This is a genomic window from Novosphingobium aquimarinum, assembly GCF_009746585.1.
GTDB lineage: Bacteria > Pseudomonadota > Alphaproteobacteria > Sphingomonadales > Sphingomonadaceae > Novosphingobium > Novosphingobium aquimarinum.
In genome coordinates this window covers 1-21,114 of record NZ_WRPO01000028.1, presented here as the reverse complement: position 1 = coordinate 21,114, position 21,114 = coordinate 1, and the positions used below count along the sequence as shown (strand labels likewise).

General features: G+C 62.0%; 24 protein-coding genes and 1 riboswitch. Of the genes, 16 read left to right on the top strand and 8 right to left on the bottom strand.

Annotated features, from left to right (window positions below; genetic code table 11):
* Positions 1-6: 6 nt before the first annotated feature.
* The gene (gene hisB, locus GQO94_RS18745; protein ID WP_156842930.1) at positions 7-600 is read right to left on the bottom strand and encodes an imidazoleglycerol-phosphate dehydratase HisB; all 594 of its coding nucleotides are present in this window, start codon (positions 598-600) and stop codon (positions 7-9) included.
* A 171-nt stretch (positions 601-771) separates the two neighbouring features.
* Between hisB and GQO94_RS18740 the strand changes: the two genes are divergently transcribed.
* The 7 genes from GQO94_RS18740 (at position 772) to GQO94_RS18710 (ending at position 4,355) form a co-directional block, all read left to right on the top strand.
* Positions 772-1,275: an SspB family protein gene (locus tag GQO94_RS18740; RefSeq protein ID WP_156842929.1), complete on the top strand. Its 504-nt coding sequence runs from the start codon at positions 772-774 to the stop codon at positions 1,273-1,275.
* Between the two features lie 32 nt (positions 1,276-1,307).
* Complete coding sequence (locus GQO94_RS18735; protein WP_156842928.1) at positions 1,308-1,727, top strand: hypothetical protein; 420 nt, start codon at positions 1,308-1,310, stop codon at positions 1,725-1,727.
* Positions 1,728-1,775: 48 nt separating this feature from the next.
* Entirely contained in the window at positions 1,776-2,441 is a 666-nt protein-coding gene (gene gmk / locus GQO94_RS18730; RefSeq protein WP_156842927.1) for a guanylate kinase, read from the top strand.
* 113 nt (positions 2,442-2,554) lie between these two features.
* A complete protein-coding gene (gene dapD / locus GQO94_RS18725) occupies positions 2,555-3,388 on the top strand; it encodes a 2,3,4,5-tetrahydropyridine-2,6-dicarboxylate N-succinyltransferase (RefSeq protein ID WP_156842926.1) in 834 nt (277 codons plus the stop codon).
* A gap of 106 nt (positions 3,389-3,494) precedes the next feature.
* Positions 3,495-3,707, top strand: coding sequence for a hypothetical protein (locus tag GQO94_RS18720; RefSeq protein WP_156842925.1), 213 nt, complete (start codon positions 3,495-3,497; stop codon positions 3,705-3,707).
* Positions 3,708-3,713: 6 nt separating this feature from the next.
* Positions 3,714-3,932 (top strand): hypervirulence associated TUDOR domain-containing protein, encoded by a 219-nt coding sequence (locus GQO94_RS18715; RefSeq protein ID WP_156842924.1) that lies wholly within the window; start codon positions 3,714-3,716, stop codon positions 3,930-3,932.
* 6 nt (positions 3,933-3,938) lie between these two features.
* The gene (locus GQO94_RS18710) at positions 3,939-4,355 is read left to right on the top strand and encodes a DUF1810 domain-containing protein (RefSeq protein WP_156842923.1); all 417 of its coding nucleotides are present in this window, start codon (positions 3,939-3,941) and stop codon (positions 4,353-4,355) included.
* A gap of 80 nt (positions 4,356-4,435) precedes the next feature.
* Here the strand turns inward: GQO94_RS18710 and GQO94_RS21115 are convergent, their stop codons facing one another.
* Together GQO94_RS21115 and GQO94_RS18700 are read right to left on the bottom strand one after the other, a co-directional pair.
* Positions 4,436-5,200, bottom strand: a complete 765-nt coding sequence (locus GQO94_RS21115) for a VgrG-related protein (RefSeq protein ID WP_232333028.1) — start codon at positions 5,198-5,200, stop codon at positions 4,436-4,438.
* A 108-nt stretch (positions 5,201-5,308) separates the two neighbouring features.
* Entirely contained in the window at positions 5,309-5,821 is a 513-nt protein-coding gene (locus GQO94_RS18700; protein WP_156842922.1) for an SRPBCC domain-containing protein, read from the bottom strand.
* A 282-nt stretch (positions 5,822-6,103) separates the two neighbouring features.
* Between GQO94_RS18700 and GQO94_RS18695 the strand changes: the two genes are divergently transcribed.
* On the top strand, positions 6,104-7,684 hold the full coding sequence (locus GQO94_RS18695; protein ID WP_156842921.1) for a GMC family oxidoreductase: 1,581 nt from the start codon (positions 6,104-6,106) through the stop codon (positions 7,682-7,684).
* Entirely contained in the window at positions 7,684-8,121 is a 438-nt protein-coding gene (locus GQO94_RS18690) for a cupin domain-containing protein (protein ID WP_156842920.1), read from the top strand. Before GQO94_RS18695 ends, GQO94_RS18690 begins: the two co-directional genes overlap by 1 nt.
* Here the strand turns inward: GQO94_RS18690 and GQO94_RS18685 are convergent.
* The 4 genes from GQO94_RS18685 to GQO94_RS20875 all read right to left on the bottom strand — a co-directional run bounded on the left by GQO94_RS18685 (position 8,118) and on the right by GQO94_RS20875 (position 10,352).
* Positions 8,118-8,423, bottom strand: a complete 306-nt coding sequence (locus tag GQO94_RS18685) for a hypothetical protein (protein WP_232333027.1) — start codon at positions 8,421-8,423, stop codon at positions 8,118-8,120. The genes GQO94_RS18690 and GQO94_RS18685 overlap by 4 nt on opposite strands.
* Entirely contained in the window at positions 8,420-8,809 is a 390-nt protein-coding gene (locus GQO94_RS18680; protein WP_156842919.1) for a response regulator, read from the bottom strand. Before GQO94_RS18680 ends, GQO94_RS18685 begins: the two co-directional genes overlap by 4 nt.
* Before the next feature lie 13 nt (positions 8,810-8,822).
* Complete coding sequence (locus GQO94_RS18675; RefSeq protein WP_156842918.1) at positions 8,823-9,917, bottom strand: PAS domain-containing protein; 1,095 nt, start codon at positions 9,915-9,917, stop codon at positions 8,823-8,825.
* 102 nt (positions 9,918-10,019) lie between these two features.
* Positions 10,020-10,352, bottom strand: a complete 333-nt coding sequence (locus GQO94_RS20875; RefSeq protein WP_198046043.1) for a Rieske (2Fe-2S) protein — start codon at positions 10,350-10,352, stop codon at positions 10,020-10,022.
* Between the two features lie 148 nt (positions 10,353-10,500).
* Between GQO94_RS20875 and GQO94_RS18665 the strand changes: the two genes are divergently transcribed.
* The 3 genes from GQO94_RS18665 to GQO94_RS18655 all read left to right on the top strand — a co-directional run bounded on the left by GQO94_RS18665 (position 10,501) and on the right by GQO94_RS18655 (position 13,816).
* Positions 10,501-11,025, top strand: coding sequence for a hypothetical protein (locus tag GQO94_RS18665; RefSeq protein WP_198046042.1), 525 nt, complete (start codon positions 10,501-10,503; stop codon positions 11,023-11,025).
* A gap of 83 nt (positions 11,026-11,108) precedes the next feature.
* On the top strand, positions 11,109-11,294 hold the full coding sequence (locus GQO94_RS18660; RefSeq protein ID WP_156842915.1) for a hypothetical protein: 186 nt from the start codon (positions 11,109-11,111) through the stop codon (positions 11,292-11,294).
* Positions 11,295-11,459: 165 nt separating this feature from the next.
* A riboswitch (cobalamin riboswitch) is annotated at positions 11,460-11,679 on the top strand.
* Positions 11,680-11,872: 193 nt separating this feature from the next.
* Entirely contained in the window at positions 11,873-13,816 is a 1,944-nt protein-coding gene (locus GQO94_RS18655) for a TonB-dependent receptor plug domain-containing protein (protein ID WP_156842914.1), read from the top strand.
* Positions 13,817-13,821: 5 nt separating this feature from the next.
* On the opposite strand, the gene GQO94_RS18650 is transcribed toward GQO94_RS18655, so the two are convergent.
* On the bottom strand, positions 13,822-14,691 hold the full coding sequence (locus tag GQO94_RS18650) for an ABC transporter substrate-binding protein (protein ID WP_156842913.1): 870 nt from the start codon (positions 14,689-14,691) through the stop codon (positions 13,822-13,824).
* Between the two features lie 106 nt (positions 14,692-14,797).
* Between GQO94_RS18650 and GQO94_RS18645 the strand changes: the two genes are divergently transcribed.
* The 4 genes from GQO94_RS18645 (at position 14,798) to GQO94_RS18630 (ending at position 20,985) form a co-directional block, all read left to right on the top strand.
* The gene (locus GQO94_RS18645) at positions 14,798-15,751 is read left to right on the top strand and encodes a FecCD family ABC transporter permease (RefSeq protein ID WP_408636671.1); all 954 of its coding nucleotides are present in this window, start codon (positions 14,798-14,800) and stop codon (positions 15,749-15,751) included.
* Positions 15,745-16,527, top strand: a complete 783-nt coding sequence (locus tag GQO94_RS18640) for an ABC transporter ATP-binding protein (RefSeq protein WP_156842911.1) — start codon at positions 15,745-15,747, stop codon at positions 16,525-16,527. The genes GQO94_RS18645 and GQO94_RS18640 overlap by 7 nt, the downstream gene beginning before the upstream one ends.
* Before the next feature lie 1,068 nt (positions 16,528-17,595).
* Positions 17,596-20,202 (top strand): Hsp70 family protein, encoded by a 2,607-nt coding sequence (locus tag GQO94_RS18635; protein WP_156842910.1) that lies wholly within the window; start codon positions 17,596-17,598, stop codon positions 20,200-20,202.
* A gap of 25 nt (positions 20,203-20,227) precedes the next feature.
* Positions 20,228-20,985 (top strand): IS5 family transposase gene (locus tag GQO94_RS18630; RefSeq protein WP_156842909.1). Its coding sequence is split into 2 segments (ribosomal slippage): positions 20,228-20,561 and positions 20,561-20,985, totalling 759 coding nucleotides; the frame shifts between segments, so codons are not numbered across the junction.
* The last annotated feature ends 129 nt before the right edge of the window (positions 20,986-21,114 follow it).

Below are 21,114 nucleotides of genomic sequence, written 5' to 3'. Positions count from 1 at the left end.
CAGCCGCTAGCCACCGAGTTGGCCCTTCGTCGAGGGGATCGCGCCTGCCTTGCGCGCGTCGGGCTCGACCGCGCTGCGCATCGCGCGAGCGAAACCCTTGTAGATCGCTTCGCAGACGTGATGATTGTTCTGCCCGTAGAGAACTTCGACATGCAGCGTGATCCCGGCCGCCTGCGCGATCGAATGGAACCAGTGCTCGATGAGCTCGGTATCCAGCTCACCCAGTTTCTCCTGCGTGAACTTTGCCTTCCACACCAGATACGGGCGGCCCGAGATATCGAGCGCGACGCGTGCGAGCGTCTCGTCCATCGGCGAATAGGCCGAGCCGTAGCGCCCGATGCCGGCCTTGTCGCCCAGCGCCTTGTCGATCGCCTGGCCGATCGCGATGGCACTGTCTTCGGTGGTGTGATGCTGATCGACATGGAGATCGCCGACGATGCGGCACTCGATATCGATCAGCGAGTGACGCGAGAACTGCTCGATCATGTGATCGAGAAAGCCGATGCCCGTCGAAACCGCATAATGGCCGGTCCCGTCGAGCTTCACCTCGACCAGAATGTCGGTTTCGTGTGTCTTACGTTCGATCCGTGCAGTGCGCATGACAGGGCCTATAGTCGCCTGCGGCAGGGAATCAATCGAGGGGATCAGAACACGATTATTGCGCAGTTTGTCGTGTTATTCGCATTCGAATCGGGGAAAAGGCATCATTTCCTGCCAATCCTTGCATGCTAGCGGCTTGACCGGGACAAAAGGCGTGCGCACTTAGCAGCCATGACCGATACGCCGCCGGACAGCCTCATTCCCTATGACGAGATCGTGCAGGAAGCCCTGCGCGCCGTCGTCGGCCGTGTTCTCGGCCAAGTCGAGACGTCGGGCGGCGAACTGCCCGGCGCCCATCACTTCTACATCACGTTCAAGACCGGCGCGCCCGGAGTCAGCGTTCCGCCCGACTTGCGGCAGCGCTTTCCCGACGAGATGACGATCGTTCTGCAGAACAAGTTCTGGGACCTCATCGTGACCGACGAAGGCTTTTCGGTGGGCCTGAGCTTCAACCAGATTCCCGCGAAGCTCGAGGTTCCGTTTGCGGCGATCACGGCCTTCGTCGACCCCGCAGTCGATTTCGGCCTGCAGTTTCAAGCCACGTCCGAAGACGAGGACCTCGAGTCGCAAGTCCCGGCCGGAAACGATGGCGAGGAACGCGAAGTCGCTTCGCGCATTACTTCAAGCGAGGACGGCTCAAACGTGGTTTCGGTCGATTTCGGCAAAAAGAAGTAGGCGGGCCTGCAGGGTCCGGGAAAAGGGGACCAATGGCAAAGCGCAGACCGGGAACGAGACTGGGCCGCAAGGCGATCGAGGCAAAACGCGCGATCGTCGGCAATACCGGGGAATTCAGCGGGCCGAGCCCGAATCCACGCACCAACCTGATCGTTGCCGACGTGGCCTTGCGCAGTGGTTCGATGCTGGCGCGTCGCGCGATGGAACGCGCGCTGCTGGGTTCGCGATACGCGCCGCGCAAGGCACGTTCGATCCTCAAGGCGCGCTCTTTCGGCGAAACTCTGCTGCACACCGCAATCGCGAAAGTTGCCACACGGTCGGTGCCCGGCATGCTGATCGTCGGTGGCGGCCTGCTCGCCAAGACGCTCTATGATCGCTCGAAGGGCGGCACTGCCGAGGTCGAAGGCGAAGTGAAGATGGCTGAATTGGCGAATGAAGGCGAAAAGAAATAACCCTGCTCGCCTCTTGATCTGTCAGCCAAGGCCAGCCATCGGCGCGCGATGATCAGCGACCTGCCAGGCAGCAAGGACGCGCTCCAGCGGCGCGGCCTCATGTTCATTCTTTCCTCGCCGTCCGGCGCAGGCAAGACCACGATCTCGCGTATGCTGCTGGAGCGTGACGAGCATCTCTGCATGTCGGTGTCGGCGACGACCCGCCCGCCCCGGCCCGGGGAAATCGACGGGCGCGATTATTTCTTCGTCGACCAACCGCAGTTCGATGCGATGGTGGAGGCGGGCGAATTCCTCGAATGGGCGCCCGTGTTCGGCCACTGCTACGGCACGCCCAAGGCGCACGTGAAAGCGGGGCTCAAGCAAGGCCAGGACTTCATTTTCGACATCGACTGGCAAGGCACGCAGCAGCTCTATCAAAAGCTGGAGACCGACGTCGTTCGCGTGTTCCTATTGCCGCCCAGCTTGGTCGAGTTGCGTCGCAGGCTCGATGCGAGGGCGACCGACAGCGTCGAAGTGATCGACGGCCGCATGGCGCGGGCGCAGGCCGAGATCAGCCATTGGGACGGCTATGACTACGTCGTCGTCAATGACGACATCGACCGCTGCTACGCCAAGGTCACGCAGATCCTCGCCGCGGAACGCATGCGGCGCGCGCGCCAGACCGGCCTGATCGGCTTCGTGCGCGAATTGACGAGGCCCGTCATCAGCTCCTGACTTTAGTCGTATATCGCTGCCGGCTCTTGTTCTCGCCGGACCCAGGCGATAGTCGCGCTGCGACCGTTCATACCGCGCGTCCAGTGCGGCCGATCTCAGGGGGAACCATGCCAATGTCCGAACTCGAAACCGCGATCGAAGCTGCCTGGGAAAACCGCGACACCGTCACTCCGGCAAGCGACGACGTGCGCGAGGTCGTCGAGGCTGCGCTGGACCTGCTCGATTCCGGCAAGGCGCGCGTCGCCGAGAAGATCGACGGCGAATGGCAGGTGAACCAGTGGCTCAAGAAGGCCGTCCTGCTCTCGTTCCGCCTCTCCGATAACGTGCCGATGGAATACGGTGCCGGGGGCGCACCCGCATTCGACAAGGTGCCGCTCAAGTTCACTGGCTGGGACGCCGAGCGTTTCCGCGAAACCGGCATCCGCGTCGTTCCGGGCGCGATCGTGCGGCGCAGCGCGTTCATCGGCAAGGGCGCGGTCCTGATGCCGAGCTTCGTCAATCTCGGAGCCTATGTCGGCGAAGGAACCATGGTCGATACCTGGGCTACCGTCGGCTCGTGCGCGCAGATCGGCAAGGGCGTGCACATTTCGGGCGGGGCCGGCATTGGCGGCGTGCTCGAGCCCCTGCAGGCGGGTCCGGTCATCATCGAGGACAATTGCTTTATCGGCGCCCGCTCGGAAGTGGCCGAAGGCGTGGTCGTCGGCGAAGGCGCCGTGCTTTCGATGGGAGTCTTCATCGGGGCCTCCACCAAGATCGTCGATCGCGAGAGCGGCGAGGTCCATATCGGGCGCGTACCGCCCTATTCGGTCGTGGTACCGGGATCCCTGCCCGGCACGCTGAGGTCCGACAGGCTGCCAGGACCCGCGCTTTATTGCGCCGTGATCGTCAAGACCGTCGATGCGCAAACGCGTTCCAAGACCGGAATCAACGAACTCTTGCGCGACTGATGCCCCGGCGGGCAGCTTCGTTCGAAGGAACGGGCCTTCCCGTCATGCGTTTCGATCGCGTACACCGGCATTGTGTGTCGGACCCGGAATTCAAAAGGAGAGACAAATGCAACCCAAAGGCCCAGACGTTCACGTCGAGGAAGATGCCGCCCGCGCGGGATCGACTCCCCACATCGTTCGCTACATCCTGTTCTTCAGCCTTGCGCTGGCGATCGTCGCGCTTTCGGCGATCTGGATCACCGGTGCGATTGGCTCCGACGATGATACCGGCGGGAATGCCGATACCATCACCGCGGTGCAGGAAGAGGCAGCGAAGTAATAAGCCATGTCGAATTCTTTTCGAGAAGGCAGCGAAGTCCAGTGGAATTGGGGGAACGGTACGGCGACCGGCAAGATCGCCGAGCGTTTCGAGCGCGAGGTCAGCCGGACGATCAAAGGCGAGCGAATTCGCCGCAAAGGCGATTCGGACAACCCCGCCTATGTGATCTGCCAGGATGACGGGACCAAAGTGCTGAAGCGCGGATCCGAACTCAAAAAGGCGTGATGCGCATTGCTCGGTCGCTTCGTCACTGCGCAAGAGGATGCCTTCGAACAAGCCCTAGGCGAGCTTCGAGAAGGCCAGAAGCAAACGCATTGGATCTGGTTCATCTTTCCGCAGATCGCCGGTCTGGGTCACTCGACAATGGCCCGGCACTACGCGATCTCGGATAGACGGGAAGCGCAAGACTATCTTGCGCACCCGATCCTCGCGCCGCGCCTGCGCGAAGCGACCAATGCCTTGTCATCATGGCAGGGGCGACGCGGCGCCGAGGAAATCCTCGGTTCGATCGACGCACTCAAGGTCCGCAGTTCGATGACGCTTTTCGAGGCCGTGAGCGACGACCCACTGTTCGGTTTGGTTCTCGACGGGTTCTACGATGGCTCGCGCGACGATCGCACGCTGTCGCTCCTTCGTGGCGACCTGTAGCAGGCGCTTGCCGTCCGGAGCTCACGGCAAACCGGATCCCGACTGGCAATGGCATCAGATCGCGATCATTAGGGCATTCCCTATTCGCGATGGTCGGTAAACATCCGCAGCGCATCGGCGCGCTCGGCCGGATAGCGCCGGGCCGCGACATTCGTCAGCACCTGCCGAGTCGCGCCATTCGCTCGCGCCGCGAGCCTTTCGACGTAGACTGTTCGCACCGCGTAGATCGCTTCGACCAGCGCCTCGTCGTACAAACGATCACCGCGTGCGAACAAGGCATCGGCGCGGGCCACGGCATCACAAAGGATCGCTTTCGCGCCGCCATGCTGGACCGCGGTAGACCAGGTCGCATCGCGGACCGCCGCGTGTCTGCGGTCGAGATCGAGACCCGTCGCGCTCTGCACGCTTAAGACCGCCGGTCGATAGTGCGTGCGTTCGATGAAACCGCGTTGCGCGTTCGCGAACGCGACTGGATCGCGCGCGGCAATCGCCTGCCAGCGTGCCGAAAACGCGGCACTGCCGATGGCATCCCCCAGTTCGTGCGCCCAGCGTCGACCTTCGCTTGCGAGAAAGGCTGCCACGCTTCCGGCTTTCGAGGAGAGCTGGAAGATCCCGTAGGACACGCCGCCTGGATCGCCTTGCCCTCCCGAAACCGTACCGGGACCGCGTCCGCCGCTTTCGTAGCGCTCGGATAGCGATCCAAGCCGCGGCGCGCCGGATCCGCTGGTTTTCCGGTCCTCGGCCAAGGCACGATCGATCGCGGCATCGAGCGCTCTGACTTCCGCCCGACGAAACCCGCGCCCGAGCAATTCGCGAACGCAATCGAAGATCGGCTTTCTGTTCATGATACGTTCCTTTCGAGGACCGCACCTATCGCTGACATTGGCCGATGTAGGACAGAGGATTTGTGCGTGATGCTACGCGACTGCCATTTGCAAGGATGCCGGCGGCGTTCAGACCGGTCGACTGAGCCACTTTCGTTCCGCGACTTGCTTGAGCGCCAAGTTCATGGCCTCGAGCCCCTGACGCACTTTTTCTCCGACACCGCGCGCGAGCAATCGTCCCACCGGCCCGGCCATGATCTCCCCGTTCGAGACGCGACACCGCGTCGGGGTGATTTCATCGATCTCGACGAAGCGAAATGCCTTGAGCAGACCGACCAGATTCGAAAGCCCGTATTCCAGCAGACGATCCTGGATAACGGCATAGACTTGCGCCTGCGCCTTGCGCGGTTTCAGCCCCGGCACGGCGGCCGTAAATCGCAGCGTCTGCCCGATTTCGGCCTTGCCCGCAGTCCGGACATAAAGCGGGTTCCAGGCATCCCAGCCTTCGAAGTCGGCGATGAAATCCCAGACGAGCTCGGGCGGCGCGGCAATCTCGATCTCATGCACAAGGCACACACCTTGCGGGCGGACAGCGCCCTCTTCGCGCGCCAGCAGGGTCGGCTCGAACGGCGTCATGGCCATAGCACCGCCACTTCCGCCAATTGCCGGGACTGAGCCGTAGGCTCAGCCATCGACGTCTCGCCGACAACCTGCAGGCAATCCGGACGAACACTCATGGCTCACCCGCCCCGCTGCGCCGATCTATTCGTGCACTCACTGCGGCCTCTCGTTTCATGGTGTCGTCCAATCTAGACCCCGACAAGAGTGCTTCAACCCTGCTTGCGTATCTTACCGATGAATTGCCGGAGCCCGCTTTTGGCTCCTCTTGATCATGCTCGCGCCCGCGCCTAGCGCACTCGATCGATGGACGTGTTCGATTATATCGTCGTTGGTGGCGGGAGCGCCGGCTGCGTGCTGGCCAATCGGCTGAGTGCCGATCCGCGCAACCGGGTCCTCCTGCTCGAGGCGGGAGGGCGCGACAACTACATCTGGATCCGCGTTCCGGTCGGCTATCTCTACTGCATCGGCAATCCCCGCACCGACTGGTGCATGTCGACCGACGCCGAGGCCGGGCTGAACGGACGGGTCTTGAAGTATCCGCGCGGCAAAGTGCTGGGCGGAAGCTCGTCGATCAACGGCATGATCTACATGCGCGGGCAAGCGGCGGACTACGATGGCTGGCGGCAGTCCGGCAACACCGGCTGGGGCTGGGACGAGGTGCTGCCTTACTTCAAGCGGGCGGAAGATCACTTCTCGGGCCCTGGCGCGTTTCATGGCTCGGGCGGCGAGATCCGCGTCGAGCGGCAACGGCTGCACTGGAAGATCCTCGAGGCTTTTCGCGATGCCGCGATCGAGGCGGGCATTCCCGCCGTTGAGGACTTCAACACCGGCGACAACGAGGGCGTGAGCTATTTCCAGGTCACCCAGCGCAATGGCTGGCGCTGGAGCGCGTCCGACGCCTTCCTCAAACCGGTCCGGTCGCGCGCGAACCTCAAAGTCCAAACGGGAGCGCACGTCGATCGTGTCATCGTCGAGGAAGGGCGCGCAGTCGGCATCGCTTATCGCGTCGGTAACGTGGCGCACGAAGCACGCGCGGGCGGACAGGTCGTGCTTGCCGCCGGAGCCATCGGCTCACCCGCGATCCTCGAACGTTCGGGGATCGGCGAGGCGGCGCGCCTGGCATCGCTCGGCATCGAGCCGCTGGTCGACAACCCCGCAGTCGGCGCCAATTTGCAGGACCATCTCCAGCTTCGTTGCGCCTACCGGGTGCATGGCGTGGCCACGCTCAATCAGCGGGCGGCGACGTTGCTGGGCAAGGGCCTGATCGGCATCGAGTATCTGCTGCGCCGGTCGGGTCCCATGGCGATGGCGCCCAGCCAACTTGGCGTATTTACGCGCAGTGATCCGCGCTTCGCCACGGCGAACCTGGAATACCATGTCCAACCGCTCTCGCTCGCGGCGTTCGGCGGGGCGCTCGACGCCTATCCTGCCTTCACCGCCAGTGTCTGCAATCTGCGGCCCGAAAGTCGCGGAACGACGCGTATCGTCAGCGCCGATGGCGAAACGCCGCCGGCGATCCGCCCCAACTACCTAGCCACAGCCGAGGACCGTCGCGTCGCGGCCGAGGCGATCCGGATGACGCGCCGCATTGCCGCGCAGCCCACGCTGGCAAAATTCCATCCCGAAGAAGTTCGTCCCGGCCCCGAGTTCGAGACCGAAGAGCAATTGCGACAAGCCGCCGGCGACATCGGCACCACGATTTTCCACCCTGTCGGCACTGCCGCGATGGGGGCTGTGGTCGACGAGCGCTTGCGAGTGAACGGCCTGGGTGGGCTGCGCGTGATCGATGCCTCGGTGATGCCCACGATCACGTCGGGCAACACCAATGCGCCGGTCATGATGATCGCGGAAAAAGGCGCCGAAATGATCCTGGAGGGCCGGTGATGGACAGTGCCCACGATGTCATCGCCCGGCTGGGCCTTACCCCTCATCCGGAAGGCGGCTGGTACCGCGAGACCTGGCGCGCGCCGGCGGCGGAAGGGGAACGGGCGTCGGCTACCTCGATCCACTTCCTCCTCGAAGATGGTCAGCGCTCCCACTGGCACCGCGTCGATGCCGCCGAGCTGTGGTTCTGGCATGCCGGGGCGCCGCTTACGCTCGAGATCGCGCAGGACGAGGCGGGCCCGATCGAGCGCATCCGCCTGGGGCCGCAAGTGCTCGCCGGCGACAAACCGCAAGGTCTGGTTCCGGCAGGCTGGTGGCAGGCGGCGCGCGCGCTTGGCGACTGGTCTCTGGTAAGCTGCGTGGTGTCCCCGGGTTTCGACTTCGCGGGGTTCGAACTCGCGCCGGAGGGCTGGTCTCCTCGCAGCGGAACCGATTAGGCCCCGCCGAGCCGCTTGCGGTTGGCTCTGACCTTGGTTCGCGTTCGCCTGACGGCCGCGCGAGCCATGCTTTCAGGGGTCTTGCCCAGTGTACCGGCCCATGCGCTCATCGCCAGTTCCCACTGCAGGTTGAGTTTCTCGCTCACCATCAGCTCGTTCTCGCGCGAGGCTATCGCGCCGCCGCCCGCGAACCGGGCCATTCGCAGCGCGATGACCGTATTCGCTTCGAGTTGCAGCGCCCACATATCGAATATGATCTTATTCCAGGCGAAGGGATCGATCGCCGCCCGACGTCGGCTCACGTGGTTTGGCTCTGATGGCTCGGTTCACGCTTCAACCGCATCGCCGCCTCGATCACGCGTTCGGCGCTGGCCGGCTTCGCGATAAGCTGCGCGTCAAGTTCGCGGACGGTCTCGTCCTTGCGATCGAGATCGCCGGAATGCAGCAGAAAAGGAATTCCGAGCTGCTGCAGAGCCCGCGCGACCGGGAGGCAGGTTTCGTTGCCCTTCAAGGACACATCGAGGATCGCGACATCGACATGGCGATCGGGGCCGATCAGCTTCATCGCTTGAGTCACGTTGGATGCGCATAAAGGAATGCACCCCGCATCTTCCGCTGCGATTTCAAGGTCCATCAGGATCAGCGGCTCGTCCTCGAGCAGCAGTATCTGGCAGGTTCGTGCATGCATCTGGTCCAAAACCTCAGGCCGGGATAATGATAGTCGCTTCGAGCCCTTCGGGCCACCAGCGTCGTGTGATTTCGCCCCCGGCATGGCGCAACATGCGATTGACGATCGCGGTACCGGTGCCCTCGTCCGCGACGGCTTCGGGAACGCGAGGCCCGCCGCTTTCGGTCCAGGTGACTTCCAGCATCCCGTCTTGTCCGGCACATTCGTGCCAGTCCACGGCCACAGTGCCGACGTCGCGGGACCAGGCTCCGAACTTGGTCGCGTTCGCAGCCAGTTCGTGCAGCACGAGCCCGACGACCGACACCGTGGCGAAATGCACGCGTAGGCCATTGCCGTGGAAGCTGAGCCGCTCCCCATCGGCGTCATAGGGCGCCAGGATCGCGCGGATCGCGGGTCCGATCTCGATCGAGCCGCTCGACGCTTCATCGAGCGTGGTTTCGTACGCGCGGCCCAGGGCCTGGATGCGCCCGTTGATCTCGCCCGCCTCCTCGGGAATTCCCCGCACGCGGCCAGTGATGTTGACGATCCCGGAGATGACCGAGAACATGTTCTTCATGCGGTGGGACAATTCGCGCGCGAGTAGCCGCTGGTGCCGCTCTTCGGCCCGCGTCGCGCGCATGTCCGAAACGTCCCACTGACTGCCGAAGAAATAGATCAGCTCGCCCGTGTCGTTGTAGATCGGGCCGAGGTGCAGCGCGTTCCAGAAGGGCGTGCCGTCTTTGCGATAATTGAGGATTTCCACAATCACGACGTTCTCGTCATCGATGGCATCGCGGATTTTCGCCACCGTCGCCGGATCGGTATCCGGCCCTTGCAGAAACCGGCAATTGCGGCCGACGATTTCGTCCTCGTCATAGCCGGTGAGTGATCGAAAGGCCCGGTTGGCAAAGAGGATGGGACAATCGGGCTGGGTTGCGTCGGCCAAGCAGACTGCCATCCGTGTCTGCGCCATCGCCTGTTCGAACAGCAGACCGGATGCACCGGAGAAGTGATCGCCTGGCTGGTCCGCATTGAACTTTCGCTTCCCGTCCGCTTTCAAGTCGGAGCGATTGGCGACATTCGTGCCAGCCTGATCGTAATGGACTGTGCCATCACGGTCCTGTGTCATGATCACCTCGGTATAAAATCACCTGACCTCAACGCAGACAAGGGCGTTTCAGTTCCAGGCAACGCGCTTTGCGAGATACCCGACGGCACCAGGGCCAGTCGATCAGATGGCGACCAGCACGGCCCCATCCTCGATCTTCGTCGGGTATGTCGCGAGGTCGCTCTTGGCCTTCATGCCAATGAACAAGAGGCGCGGATCGCGCTCGATTTCACCAGTGGCAAGATCGAATTTCGCCTTGTGCAGCGGACAGACGACCGCCCGGCCCTCGAGCTTGCCCCGGCACAAGTTAAAGCCAAGATGCGGGCACTTGCGCTGCGCTGCGAAGTACGCGTCGCCAACGCGGGCGAGCAGCAGCTTCACGCCCTTCGCTTCGATCGGCATCATTTGTCCCGGTGCGATTTCGCCGGTGCTGGCCACTTTCACGTACTCGCTCATGCCGTGCATCTCCGCTCTGCTCCGCCCACGAAGAATGCCGTGCCGGGCCCCGATCTGGCAAGACCGATCCCGAGCTCGATGGGCAGATTGGGAACGAGATCCGGGCCAACGCGTTGAAAAACGTGGAAGGCAACAGGAAGATTTCACCATGAGCGTCTGGAAACCGATCGCAACGGCAGCGGGCTGCACGGCCCTGCTAGGCATGGTCGCAGGCATGAAGATCCCCACCGAAATGGTGATTGCCGCCGAACCCGAGTGGCGCGGCATGGTCGAAAAGACCTTCGCCGCGGGAAGCGACGACCGCAAGCTGTATGAAGCCGGGCCCGAAGATCTCTACGTTCCCAAGCCGGACCCGATGGCTCACCGTGTTGCCTATGACGCGATGGAATACATGAGCGAACGCGCGGTCGGCCCCGATCCCACGCCCGTAAACCTCGAAAGATCCGCGGCGCCGCGTGAAATCATGCCCGTGGCGCTGACCGCGCAGGACGTGGTCCCCGCCCGCACTGTCGTCGTGGCGGGAACGGACAAGACGAAGGGCATCGTCAGGGTCGTTTCGGGCACGCGAAGCAATGCGGCACCTTCGCTGGCGATGCAGCCGCTCGATCTCGAACAACCAAGCAAGCTCACGGTCGAACCGGCAGTGGAGCAGGTCGTGAGCCCGCAGATCTGAGGCGCGCTTCGCGCTCGGTGTGATTTACGCCACGTGTGGCAAACGCCACAGCTTTTTCGACGCCAGTCCCGCAAGGTTCACGCATGGACAGCGAGAACCTTCCCGGCGTCAGCCCCAAATATTCCATCCCCGTTCCGGGAATCATGCTGACGGGGCTCTTCGTCTTATCGGCAGCGTCTTTCGCCACGGCCCCGGACAGCCTCGTGACGGCCGGCTGGTTTGCCGCGGTCGCGCTTGTCCTGCCTGCCGCCCAGCGCGCCGGCGTTTGAGCGAGCTGACATCGCTACTCGACCTAGCTGATCCTCGCTCGATCCTTTCCCCTCAAAAGGAGCGACCAAGGGCGGAGCATCGCGTCCGACCCGGCCCTGCCCCCAATCGCATATCCCATTGCGAACCCGGCGAATTGCGCTAAGGGCGATCTCGCGAGGCCCGTTGCCTCGCAACATCGCACCGGTGCCCGCAAGGGCTCAATCGGGAACACGGCGAGGTCGGTCCAAGGATCGACCGAGACCGGGGCTGTCCCTGCAACTGTGAGCGGTGAGCGACATACACAGCCTGATCCGAAGGATCGGGCAGTCACTGGGGAAACCTGGGAAGGCGTGCATGGAGCTTTGACCCGCGAGCCAGGAGACCGGCCGGCGCGTGTCGCTTTATGCTGAGGCCCAGGGATAGGCCACGGCACGGAGAAACCCTCCGCTTTGAGCGACGAACTGCCGCGCGACTAAGGGGTCGTGGACGGCGCATGGCCTCTGGCACCGCGCCGGTCCGAGGTTTGCGCCCCGGTGTTCGCTGCCCGCGAACCGCCCCTTGCCGCGCCACTCGTTGCAAGGCGCGGGGGTGATTTGAAATGTACAAGACTTCCGTTTCGTGGCTGGCCATCTCACTCGCGGTCGGACTGGCCACGAGCGCCCATGCCCAAGGCGATCCGAGCGTGCCGAGCGAAGATGCCGCGGGCAATGCCATCGTCGTGACCGCGTCGCGATCGGGCGACGGGGTCGCGGTTCGCAACCTTCCCGCCTCGGTAACGCTGCTCACTGCCGACGATCTGCAGCAGCGCCAGACGCGCATCGTCTCCGACGTGCTTCGCGATGTCCCCGGCGTCGCGGTCAATCGCCAGATCGGCGGGCTGACCCAGATTCGCGTGCGCGGTTCCGAAGCCAACCATGTCCTGGTCCTGATCGACGGTATCGAAGCGTCCGATCCGTTCCAGGGCGAGTTCGATTTCAGTTCGCTGATCGCCGACGAGGCCGCCAAGATCGAAGTGCTGCGCGGCCAGCAGTCCTCGCTTTACGGCTCGGACGCGATCGGCGGCGTGATCCATTACATCACGCTGACCGGTCGCGAGGCGCCCGGTTTCTCGGCGCGGGCCGAGGGCGGTTCGTTCGGTACCTATTCGGGCGGCGCGCGTGCCGCAGGCTATTCGGGTACGTTCGACTATGCCGTCTCGGGTTCGGTCTACGGCACCGATGGCACGCCGCTCGCTCGCAACGGCAGCCGCGACATCGGCTCGACCAACGTCGGCGCCAGCGCCAAGCTGACGTGGACTCCCGCGCCGAACCTCAAGCTGACCGGCGTCGGCCGCTACAGCTATACCGATGCCGACGCCAACAACACCGAGAACGACCCGTCGAGCCCGCTGTTCGGCTATATCGTCGACAGCCCGGGCACATACTATCGCAATGAGGCGTTCTACGGCCTGCTGCGCGGTGAGCTGTCGCTGGCGGACGGACGCTGGCAGACCGCGCTTTCGGGACAATTCGCCGACACGACCCGCAAGAGCTTCGCCGATGGCGACTTCGACTTCGGCAATAAGGGGCGGCGCTACAAGGGCACGCTCGAAAGCAGCTACCGCTTCGGCAGCGACACGGTCGTGCATCGCGTGACCGGCGCGCTCGACTTCGAACGCGAGGAGTTCGAGAATACCACCCCATCCGCATTCGTCTTCCAGGGGCGTCGTTCAACGGAAAACTGGGGCTTTGTCGGCCAGTACGAGCTGACCATCGACGATGCCTTTTCCGCCGGTGCGAGCGTGCGCCGCGACGAGAACGACCGCTTCGCCGACACCACCACCTGGCGTGCCCAGGCGGGCTATCGCCTGCCCTTCGGACTGCGCGTGCGCGGCGCCTATGGCACCGGCGTCAAGAACCCGGGATACTACGAGTTGTTCGGCTATTCGGACGGCCGCTATATCGGCAATCCGAACCTCAAGCCCGAAAAGTCGAAGGGCTGGGAAGCCGGGGTCGATCAGGAATTCGCCGACGGCAAGGCCGTCATCGGCGCGACGTACTTCGACAGTAAGCTGAAGGACGAGATCTTCACCATTTACCCGGCGCCCGACTATGTCGCGACCCCGGACAACCGTTCCACGCTCTCCAAACAGCACGGTATCGAGGTCTTCGCTTCGGCGCGGCCGATCCCCAACATCAAGCTCGACCTCGCCTACACGTGGCTCGATTCCAAGGAAAACGACATCCGCGAAGTGCGCCGGCCGAAGCACATCGGCAGCGTCAACGCTACTGTGTTCAGCGACGATGAACGCTTTTCGGGCACGCTGACTATGCGATATAACGGCCGGATGACCGACGTCGCCTACACCGACCCCAGCTACACGCCCGTCCGCGTCTCACTGAAGGAATACGTGCTGGTGAACCTCGCCGCGGACTACCGTATCAGCGACGCGATTTCGGTCTATGGCCGGATCGAGAACCTGATCGACGAGGACTACGAGGAAGTCTTCAGCTTCGCGACGCCGGGTCGCGCGGCCTATGGCGGCGTGCGCGTCCGCTTCTGATGGGCTCAGCCGCCCTTCTGCGGACGGTTCGCCGTCCGATGCTCGGCGGCGAGCTGATCGGCGATGCTGCGCGCGGCCTTCACGTAAGCGGGGCCGCCGCAGACCGTCCAGGATTGCGGGATCGAGATGCGGGCGAAGCCGTCGAGCGCCGGATGATGCAGCATTTCGGTCCCCTGGTCGCGAACCCGCGCAGTCGCGCTTTCGACGATCAGATACTCGGGCTGGGCGGCGACGATTTCCTCGAGGCTGACATTGGCAAGCGGCGGCTTGCCGAGCTTCGCGGCGAGGTTCTGCAACCCGACCCGCTGCATCAGATCGTCGATCAACGTGCCGGTGCCGGTCATGTAGCCGCGCCGCTGATAGTACGCGGCAACTCGCGCTCCGCCATTGCGCGGGATCGCCGCAAGCTCGCGCTGCATTCGCGCCACCAGCGCCTCGCCGCGTTCGGGATGGCCGACGGCCGCCGCGACATCACGGATCGAGACGTAGATTTCGTCGAGCGAATTGGCCGAACCGAGATCCAGCGTCCGAACGTTGCGGTTCGGCAGCATCGCGACCGCGGCGCTGCCGCTGGCCGGCATTCCGATCACCAGGTCGGGATCGATCGCGAGGATTTCCTCGACCGAGGCTCGCAGAACCCGCAGGCCTCGGACCTGCCCTGCTGCCGCCGACATGTCCTCGTCAGTAACATTGCGGGTGAGCCCGGCGATCTGCTCGCGATCGGCCAGAGCCAGGATCAATTGGTCGGCGCACAAGTTGAGCGAGACGATGCGCTGCGGTTTGCCGGCAGTTGGCACGCTCTTTGGTTCGACGGCGAGCGAAGCGGTCGTAGCGATTGCGGCAAGCCCCAGGATCATCACAGGAAGACGCTTCATTCCGGCTCCCATAGCCGCGTCTGACGTGCTGGCAACCATGCATACGAAAGGGGTTCGCCCTCCCCCCGGCCATCCTCGCCGCTACATCGTGATCGGTGTGCTCGGCATGCTGGCGATGCTGGCGGCGCTCTCCTCATTGCTGCTCGGCCCGGTGGCCTTGTCGCCCGAGCGGATCTTGGAGGCGCTCGTCGGGCACGGGGACGCGATCGCCAGCACCATCGTGCTCGAATTGCGCTTGCCGCGGACGTTGCTAGGCCTGATCGTGGGCGCCATGCTGGGTCTTTCCGGCGCCGTGCTGCAGGGCTTCTTGCGCAATCCGCTGGCCGAACCCGCCGTGTTGGGAACGAGCAATGCGGCGTCGCTCGGCGCAGTCACCGCGCTCTATTTCGGCCTTGCCGAGTGGCACCCGGCGATCCTGCCCGCGCTTGCCGTGGTGTCCGCACTGGGCTCGCTCGGTCTGCTGTTCCTGCTTGCCGGGAATTCGGAAAGTCCGCTCACGCTCATTCTTGCAGGCATCGCGGTCGCCACGCTCGCCGGAGCTGGGATCAGCTTGTCGCTCAACCTCTCGCCCAATCCGTTTGCGGCGATGGAAATCATGAACTGGTTGCTGGGCAGTCTCGAGAACCGGTCTTTCGTGCACGTTTGGATTGCCCTGCCTTGCGTCGTCGTGGGCATGGTCCTGCTATTGTGGGACGCACGCGCACTCGATGCGCTTACGCTGGGCGAGGACGGCGCGCGTGCGCTCGGCGTTTCGCTGGGAATCACCCGCCTCAGGCTGCTCCTGGGGACGGCGATCGGTGTCGGCGGAGCGGTCGCGGTGTCGGGCGCGATCGGCTTCGTGGGGCTCATCGTGCCGCACATCATCCGTCCGCTGACCGACCGCAGCCCCTCGGCGATCCTCGTGCCGAGCGCCATCGCAGGCGCGGCGCTGTTGACCAGCGCCGATATCGCGGTGCGCTTGATCGGCACGACCGCCGAACTCAAACTGGGCGTCGTCACCGCGTTCCTCGGCATTCCGGTCTTTCTGGTCCATCTCCTGCGCGAGCGGCGGCTATGGTGACGCTCAGCCTCGACAAGGTGAACGTAAAGCTCGGCCAGCGCCCCGTCGTTCGCGACGTCAGCGCACGCCTCGAGGCCGGCACGCTGGTCGGCGTGATCGGTCCCAACGGCGCCGGCAAGTCCAGCCTCATCCGGGCCATTCTCGCGCTCGTCCGCAGCGAGGGCCACATCGCGCTGGACGATCGCGACACCGCGCGCATTGGTCGCGCCGCGCTGGCGCGCGCGATGGCCTACCTGCCGCAAGGTCAGACCCTGCACTGGCCGGTGTCGGTCGAGCGTCTCGTCGGGCTTGGCCGCCTGCCCCATCTCGGACCGATGTCGCGCATATCCGAGGCAGACACCAAGGCGATCGAACGCGCGATGACCCGCGCCGATGTCATCGCCCTGCGCACTCGCGCCGCGACCGAGCTTTCGGGTGGCGAGCGCGCGCGCGTCTTGCTTGCCCGCGCGCTTGCCGTCGAAGCGCCGGTGCTGATCGCCGACGAACCGCTCGCCAGTCTCGATCCGGGGCATCAGATCGACGTCATGAACCTGCTTGTGGCGGAAGCGCGGGCGGGGGCGCTGGTCATTGCCGTGCTGCACGATCTCACCATGGCAGCCCGCTACTGCGACCGCCTGATCCTGCTCGATCGCGGAGCCCTGATCGCCGATGGACGTCCGGGTGAGGTCTTGACCCAGGACCACTTGCGCGACGTCTACGGCGTCGAGGCGATCATCAAGACGGAAACCGGTCGCCCCGCCGTCACCACACTGTGGCGCAGTCCTCCACGCGTCTAGCCGACTGAGATCGCGCCGCCGCGCACGGCTGACGAGATCGTTGGAGCGGCGACGCGGTCCAGCCAGCGTCCGAGACGAACTTCGCGATTCCCGCGCCCAGAACTCGATAATCCGCCGCTAGCAATAAGATGCGGCGCTCACGCTGCGTCTTCCCGACATGCCCGGCTTCAGAAAAGTCATGTTGCTCATCTGTTCCCGTTTCTCAGTGGCTTAGGTCCTAAGCCTCGAACGCATCGTTGCAGCGTCGTTCCGCACGATTGGCGTCGACACAGCATCACAACACAGCCAGGTGACTGCCAACCTGCACCGAGTGTCGAATTGGTCGCAGCCCCTGTTGCCGGGGACCGACGGTGTCAGGCGGCAGGCGAAGGCATCATCCGGTACGCACCGTCGAGCCTGACTATCGCGGCGTTGAAATAGCTGTTCCCGCACAGATCCGAGGGCAACGAAAAGGGCAGCATTTTGTGGTCGCTGCTGATGCCCTTAGCCGGATTTCGCCGGACGGTGCCTGGCGATTCTCGATCTAAAAAATTCTGTGAAACCAGTCGCTTACTGAATGCTACTGGACGTATCCATAGCCAGAAAGTGGTGCCAGAAGAGGACTCGCATCTTATTATATTTTGTGTGTTATTACAGCAATATAGGCAATGTGGTTTTTGCGAAGGCCCGCAGAAAAGCCCGCATTTCAATGTGGTCTAGAGGTTCGAGTCCAATTCAGGGACTCGAAACTTACAAAAATCGCGGATTTCCGCCATTTCGATACTGTGAACAAAAGCAGAAAATTTATCGAGGCAGGGACTGAAAGGCCCGCAAAAATTCGTTCCTGCAACGTTCCAACTCGCCTCTCCAAATCCCCAGCGATCCACCTGCAATGCCAACTCTGCGCGCCATCGCCCGACTTTGCGTTCACGTCTCCACAGCCGTCACCGAAACGTACTGCAATAGCGATTGATGATCGAGGCGCATGCTTGCTTCGATCCATAGACCTGGGCCTGCCCGTTAATCATCGTTCCACCAAAGCGCTTTACCAAGCAGCCACTGCCTTGAATCGCGATCAATTCCATTCCATTGATCGCGAGGCTCATCCTTGATGTCAGTGAGGGTAATTGGGTGATTGGTTGGCTATTTTTCCAGCGTGAGATTGTTCAAGAGCTTGTCAAATTTCTGAAATCCAAATTGCCCGAAGTTGGTGGCGAGGATTGGTGGAACACCTACGTCCTCGCCCAATTGAGCCCCTATCAAGTTCATCGGGTTGGCACGCAGCAAAACCTCGGCGATCTCGATCTTGCGGCACTGCTGCAGGTTGCACTTGCCAGTTGTGACGAATTTGTTGCGAATGGTCACGCCTCTGACCAATACATTGATGTATTGCAGAAAATTAAGAGGATTCGCAATCGACACGCCCATGCGCCTGCTGATGGATATAAGCCTGCGATCGAAGCAAGGGATCTCGAAGATAGCGCTGAATTAATTGATATCATCGGATCTAATACTGATTTGTCTCTGCGGCTGAAGCAGGCCTCCGCAGAATTCAGGGCCTCGATGGCCAAAAAGAAAAAAACTTCATCGTCAAATTCTGCTGACGACACATCTGAAGTGTCCGACGGAAATTACTTAGGGCTGAAAAGCCCATCCCCCAAATCTCCCGAAAAATCTCTCAGCAACACAACGTACCTGGGTATGGATTTTGGCACATCAACAACTGTTGTAAGTGCCGCTGTTCATAAGGATGGTCGGGTGCAAATGCAGCCTCTCACCCTCGAGCAGCCGGATCAATACGGAGTACCCACTCGCTCCCATTTAGTGAACTCGGTCATTGCATATTTGAATGGTCGCCTCGTGTTTGGACGAGAAGCCTATCGACAGAGATCACTTCTTCATGAAGGCAGAAATGTTTTTTCGTCATTTAAGATGAAACTTGGTGTAGACTTAGGCCCATCTTATCCAGAAAGCGCCGTTCGCTCCGGTGTCATGAAGTCCGGAATCAAAATTGAATCGGCTCAGGATGCTGCAAAGGCATTCTTCCAGTTCATACGCCAGGCAGTTGGCAGCGCAATTGCTTCAGAGAAAGTACCTGACAAGACGCAATGGTGCGTATCGGTGCCGGCATCCTTCGAGGCAAACCAGCGACGTGACTTGGAAGATGCCCTACGAGAAGGGGGAATTTCAGAAGGAGACGTAGCGCTTATTGACGAGCCAAACGCAGCTTTCTTGTCTTATCTCTTTGAAGCAGCTCAGGGTCAGGCCGATAATCGGCTTCTTGACGCTCTGCGCACGCGTCCTGTCAATGTCCTGGTCTACGACTTTGGCGCCGGCACATGCGACGTCTCAATTCTCCAACTGGAAATCGGCGCTGGGGGGATAGAATCTCGTAATCGCGCGGTGTCTCGGTTTACCGCGCTCGGCGGCGATGACTTTGATCGTGCTCTGGCGCGCGAGGTGCTTCTCCCGCAGCTTTGTGAAGCGTCTAGCGATGCGACCCCATCCCAACGCGACATCGAAGAGCGCCTAATACCTCGTCTCCAACCTTCTGCTGAACTGCTCAAGATACGGCTCCTCGAGCACGTCCAGAATAAGGGGATGGTCACCGTCACCGCGATGCGCCGGGCAAGCGATCTTCGCGTAACTTCGTCAGACATTGAACCCTTCTCAATCGGCCCCGACCGTTATGAACTGCCATCGCCAGGTGCGAGCCTCTCCGACCTTGCTGATGCGCTGGAACCTTATGTCAAACTGCCAGCGCCGTTCGATGACCGAATTCCCCACGTCTTCGCACCGGTTCGAGATGCATTAGAAAAATCCGGTCTGATCGCTGAAGACCTCGATGCTGTGCTTTTTATCGGCGGCAGCAGCGAAAATCCGATCGTTCGCGAGGCCGTGATGAAGGGCCTTGGATGTGAAGTGGAAGCTATCATACCATCGGATCTCCGCAGTCACGTCTCAAAGGGAGCCGCACTCCATTCCTATTGGTTCAATGGGTGCGGATTCGACTTCATTCAGCCAATTACATCAGAGCCCATCCTGGCGATTGCCAAGGGCGGACAGGCAACGACGATCATCCCGGCCTCGACGCCTCTACCCACTAGTAAGGAATTCAATGACGATTTGATCGTTCAGGTAGGCGGACAATCAAAGGTGGAAATACCGATCTGCGTCTCGTCAGCGGAAAAATTGCTCGGCGTTCTGACAATCGAAGCGCCTGATGACGCAGGCTTTGAAGTAGGTTCGAAGGTTCGACTCTCCGTGGGTATTACCCGAGAGAAGATCCTTGAAATTGAAGCGCAGATCGGCAGTCGAATAGCCAAAACCGCCATTTTAAATCCACTAGCGAACCACCCGCTAACGGAGGCGGAAACAAGCCTCTTGAAGGCCAAACAAGAATTCAACCGCGTTCTATATGAAAACCACGGTCGGCCTCCCGTCGGCGCGGTCATTACATTTGCAAGCGCTGCTGCTGCAGCCGGCGATCATAGGCAAGCCGCTGAGATGTATCAGAAAGCCGAACAAATTGATCCCAAAAGAAATTTTGCCGTAAACATAACCTATAACTATGCCATGGCGGGCATGCATCACCTTTCGGAAATTTGGGCGCGCAAGACATACCAAAGAGAGCCTTCAGCCGTTTCAGCGTATAATCTAGGCTCAGGACCCATTGATTGGCAGGCGACGATATGATTCAGGCTCCGCGAGGAGACTGAGCATGAGCGATCTGTATTGGCTGACGGACGAGCAGATGGCGCGTCTGGCGCCGTATTTCCCCAAGAGTCATGGAAAGCCGCGGGTCGATGACCGGCGGGTCCTGAGCGGGATCATCTTCGTCAACCGGAACGGCCTGCGTTGGCGCGATGCGCCGAGGGAATACGGGCCGCACAAGACATTGTACAACCGCTGGAAGCGGTGGGGCGCGATGGGGGTATTCGCTCGGATGATGGAAGGCCTCTCCGCCCAGAAAGCCGAGCCCCAAACCGTCATGATCGACGCAACCTATCTCAAGGCCCACCGCACGGCTTCCAGCCTTGGGGTAAAAAAGGGGATCTCGGGCGCCTAATCGGACGGACCAAGGGCGGCATGAACACCAAACTTCACGCCGTCACCGATGCCAACGGCCGCCCCTTGAGCTTCTTCATTACGGCTGGCCAGGTCAGCGATTACACTGGCGCGGCGGCCCTGCTCGACGACCTGCCAAAGGCGCAGTGGATGCTGGCCGATCGGGGCTATGATGCCGAATGGTTCAGGGACGCACTCGAGCAAAAGGGCATAAAGCCGTGCATTCCGGGCCGAAAATCCCGCTCCATGCCCGTCAAATACGACAAGCGCCGATACAAACGCCGCAACCGCATCGAGATCATGTTTGGCCGCCTCAAGGATTGGCGTCGTGTCGCTACCCGCTACGATCGATGCCCAACCGTTTACTTCTCCGCACTCGCTCTCGCCGCCACCGTGTTTTTCTGGCTGTGATCAGTGAGTCATCGTGTAATTGCGGCTGCTTCCCTCGGACCTTGGTTGAGGCGCACACTTCTGGTTGTCGAATCCTGAAGGAAGGAAACAGCCATGAAGCACTATGCCGGATTGGACCTGTCGATGGAA

What these genes read in the sequence shown, in the direction of transcription:
- hisB (WP_156842930.1), bottom strand. Translation starts at nt 600, where the DNA reads ATGCGCACTGCACGGATCGAACGTAAGACACACGAAACCGACATTCTG.
- GQO94_RS18740 (WP_156842929.1), top strand. Translation starts at nt 772, where the DNA reads ATGACCGATACGCCGCCGGACAGCCTCATTCCCTATGACGAGATCGTG.
- GQO94_RS18735 (WP_156842928.1), top strand. Translation starts at nt 1,308, where the DNA reads ATGGCAAAGCGCAGACCGGGAACGAGACTGGGCCGCAAGGCGATCGAG.
- gmk (WP_156842927.1), top strand. Translation starts at nt 1,776, where the DNA reads ATGATCAGCGACCTGCCAGGCAGCAAGGACGCGCTCCAGCGGCGCGGC.
- dapD (WP_156842926.1), top strand. Translation starts at nt 2,555, where the DNA reads ATGTCCGAACTCGAAACCGCGATCGAAGCTGCCTGGGAAAACCGCGAC.
- GQO94_RS18720 (WP_156842925.1), top strand. Translation starts at nt 3,495, where the DNA reads ATGCAACCCAAAGGCCCAGACGTTCACGTCGAGGAAGATGCCGCCCGC.
- GQO94_RS18715 (WP_156842924.1), top strand. Translation starts at nt 3,714, where the DNA reads ATGTCGAATTCTTTTCGAGAAGGCAGCGAAGTCCAGTGGAATTGGGGG.
- GQO94_RS21115 (WP_232333028.1), bottom strand. Translation starts at nt 5,200, where the DNA reads ATGAACAGAAAGCCGATCTTCGATTGCGTTCGCGAATTGCTCGGGCGC.
- GQO94_RS18700 (WP_156842922.1), bottom strand. Translation starts at nt 5,821, where the DNA reads ATGGCCATGACGCCGTTCGAGCCGACCCTGCTGGCGCGCGAAGAGGGC.
- GQO94_RS18695 (WP_156842921.1), top strand. Translation starts at nt 6,104, where the DNA reads ATGGACGTGTTCGATTATATCGTCGTTGGTGGCGGGAGCGCCGGCTGC.
- GQO94_RS18690 (WP_156842920.1), top strand. Translation starts at nt 7,684, where the DNA reads ATGGACAGTGCCCACGATGTCATCGCCCGGCTGGGCCTTACCCCTCAT.
- GQO94_RS18680 (WP_156842919.1), bottom strand. Translation starts at nt 8,809, where the DNA reads ATGCATGCACGAACCTGCCAGATACTGCTGCTCGAGGACGAGCCGCTG.
- GQO94_RS18675 (WP_156842918.1), bottom strand. Translation starts at nt 9,917, where the DNA reads ATGACACAGGACCGTGATGGCACAGTCCATTACGATCAGGCTGGCACG.
- GQO94_RS20875 (WP_198046043.1), bottom strand. Translation starts at nt 10,352, where the DNA reads ATGAGCGAGTACGTGAAAGTGGCCAGCACCGGCGAAATCGCACCGGGA.
- GQO94_RS18665 (WP_198046042.1), top strand. Translation starts at nt 10,501, where the DNA reads ATGAGCGTCTGGAAACCGATCGCAACGGCAGCGGGCTGCACGGCCCTG.
- GQO94_RS18660 (WP_156842915.1), top strand. Translation starts at nt 11,109, where the DNA reads ATGGACAGCGAGAACCTTCCCGGCGTCAGCCCCAAATATTCCATCCCC.
- GQO94_RS18655 (WP_156842914.1), top strand. Translation starts at nt 11,873, where the DNA reads ATGTACAAGACTTCCGTTTCGTGGCTGGCCATCTCACTCGCGGTCGGA.
- GQO94_RS18650 (WP_156842913.1), bottom strand. Translation starts at nt 14,691, where the DNA reads ATGAAGCGTCTTCCTGTGATGATCCTGGGGCTTGCCGCAATCGCTACG.
- GQO94_RS18645 (WP_408636671.1), top strand. Translation starts at nt 14,798, where the DNA reads ATGCTGGCGATGCTGGCGGCGCTCTCCTCATTGCTGCTCGGCCCGGTG.
- GQO94_RS18640 (WP_156842911.1), top strand. Translation starts at nt 15,745, where the DNA reads ATGGTGACGCTCAGCCTCGACAAGGTGAACGTAAAGCTCGGCCAGCGC.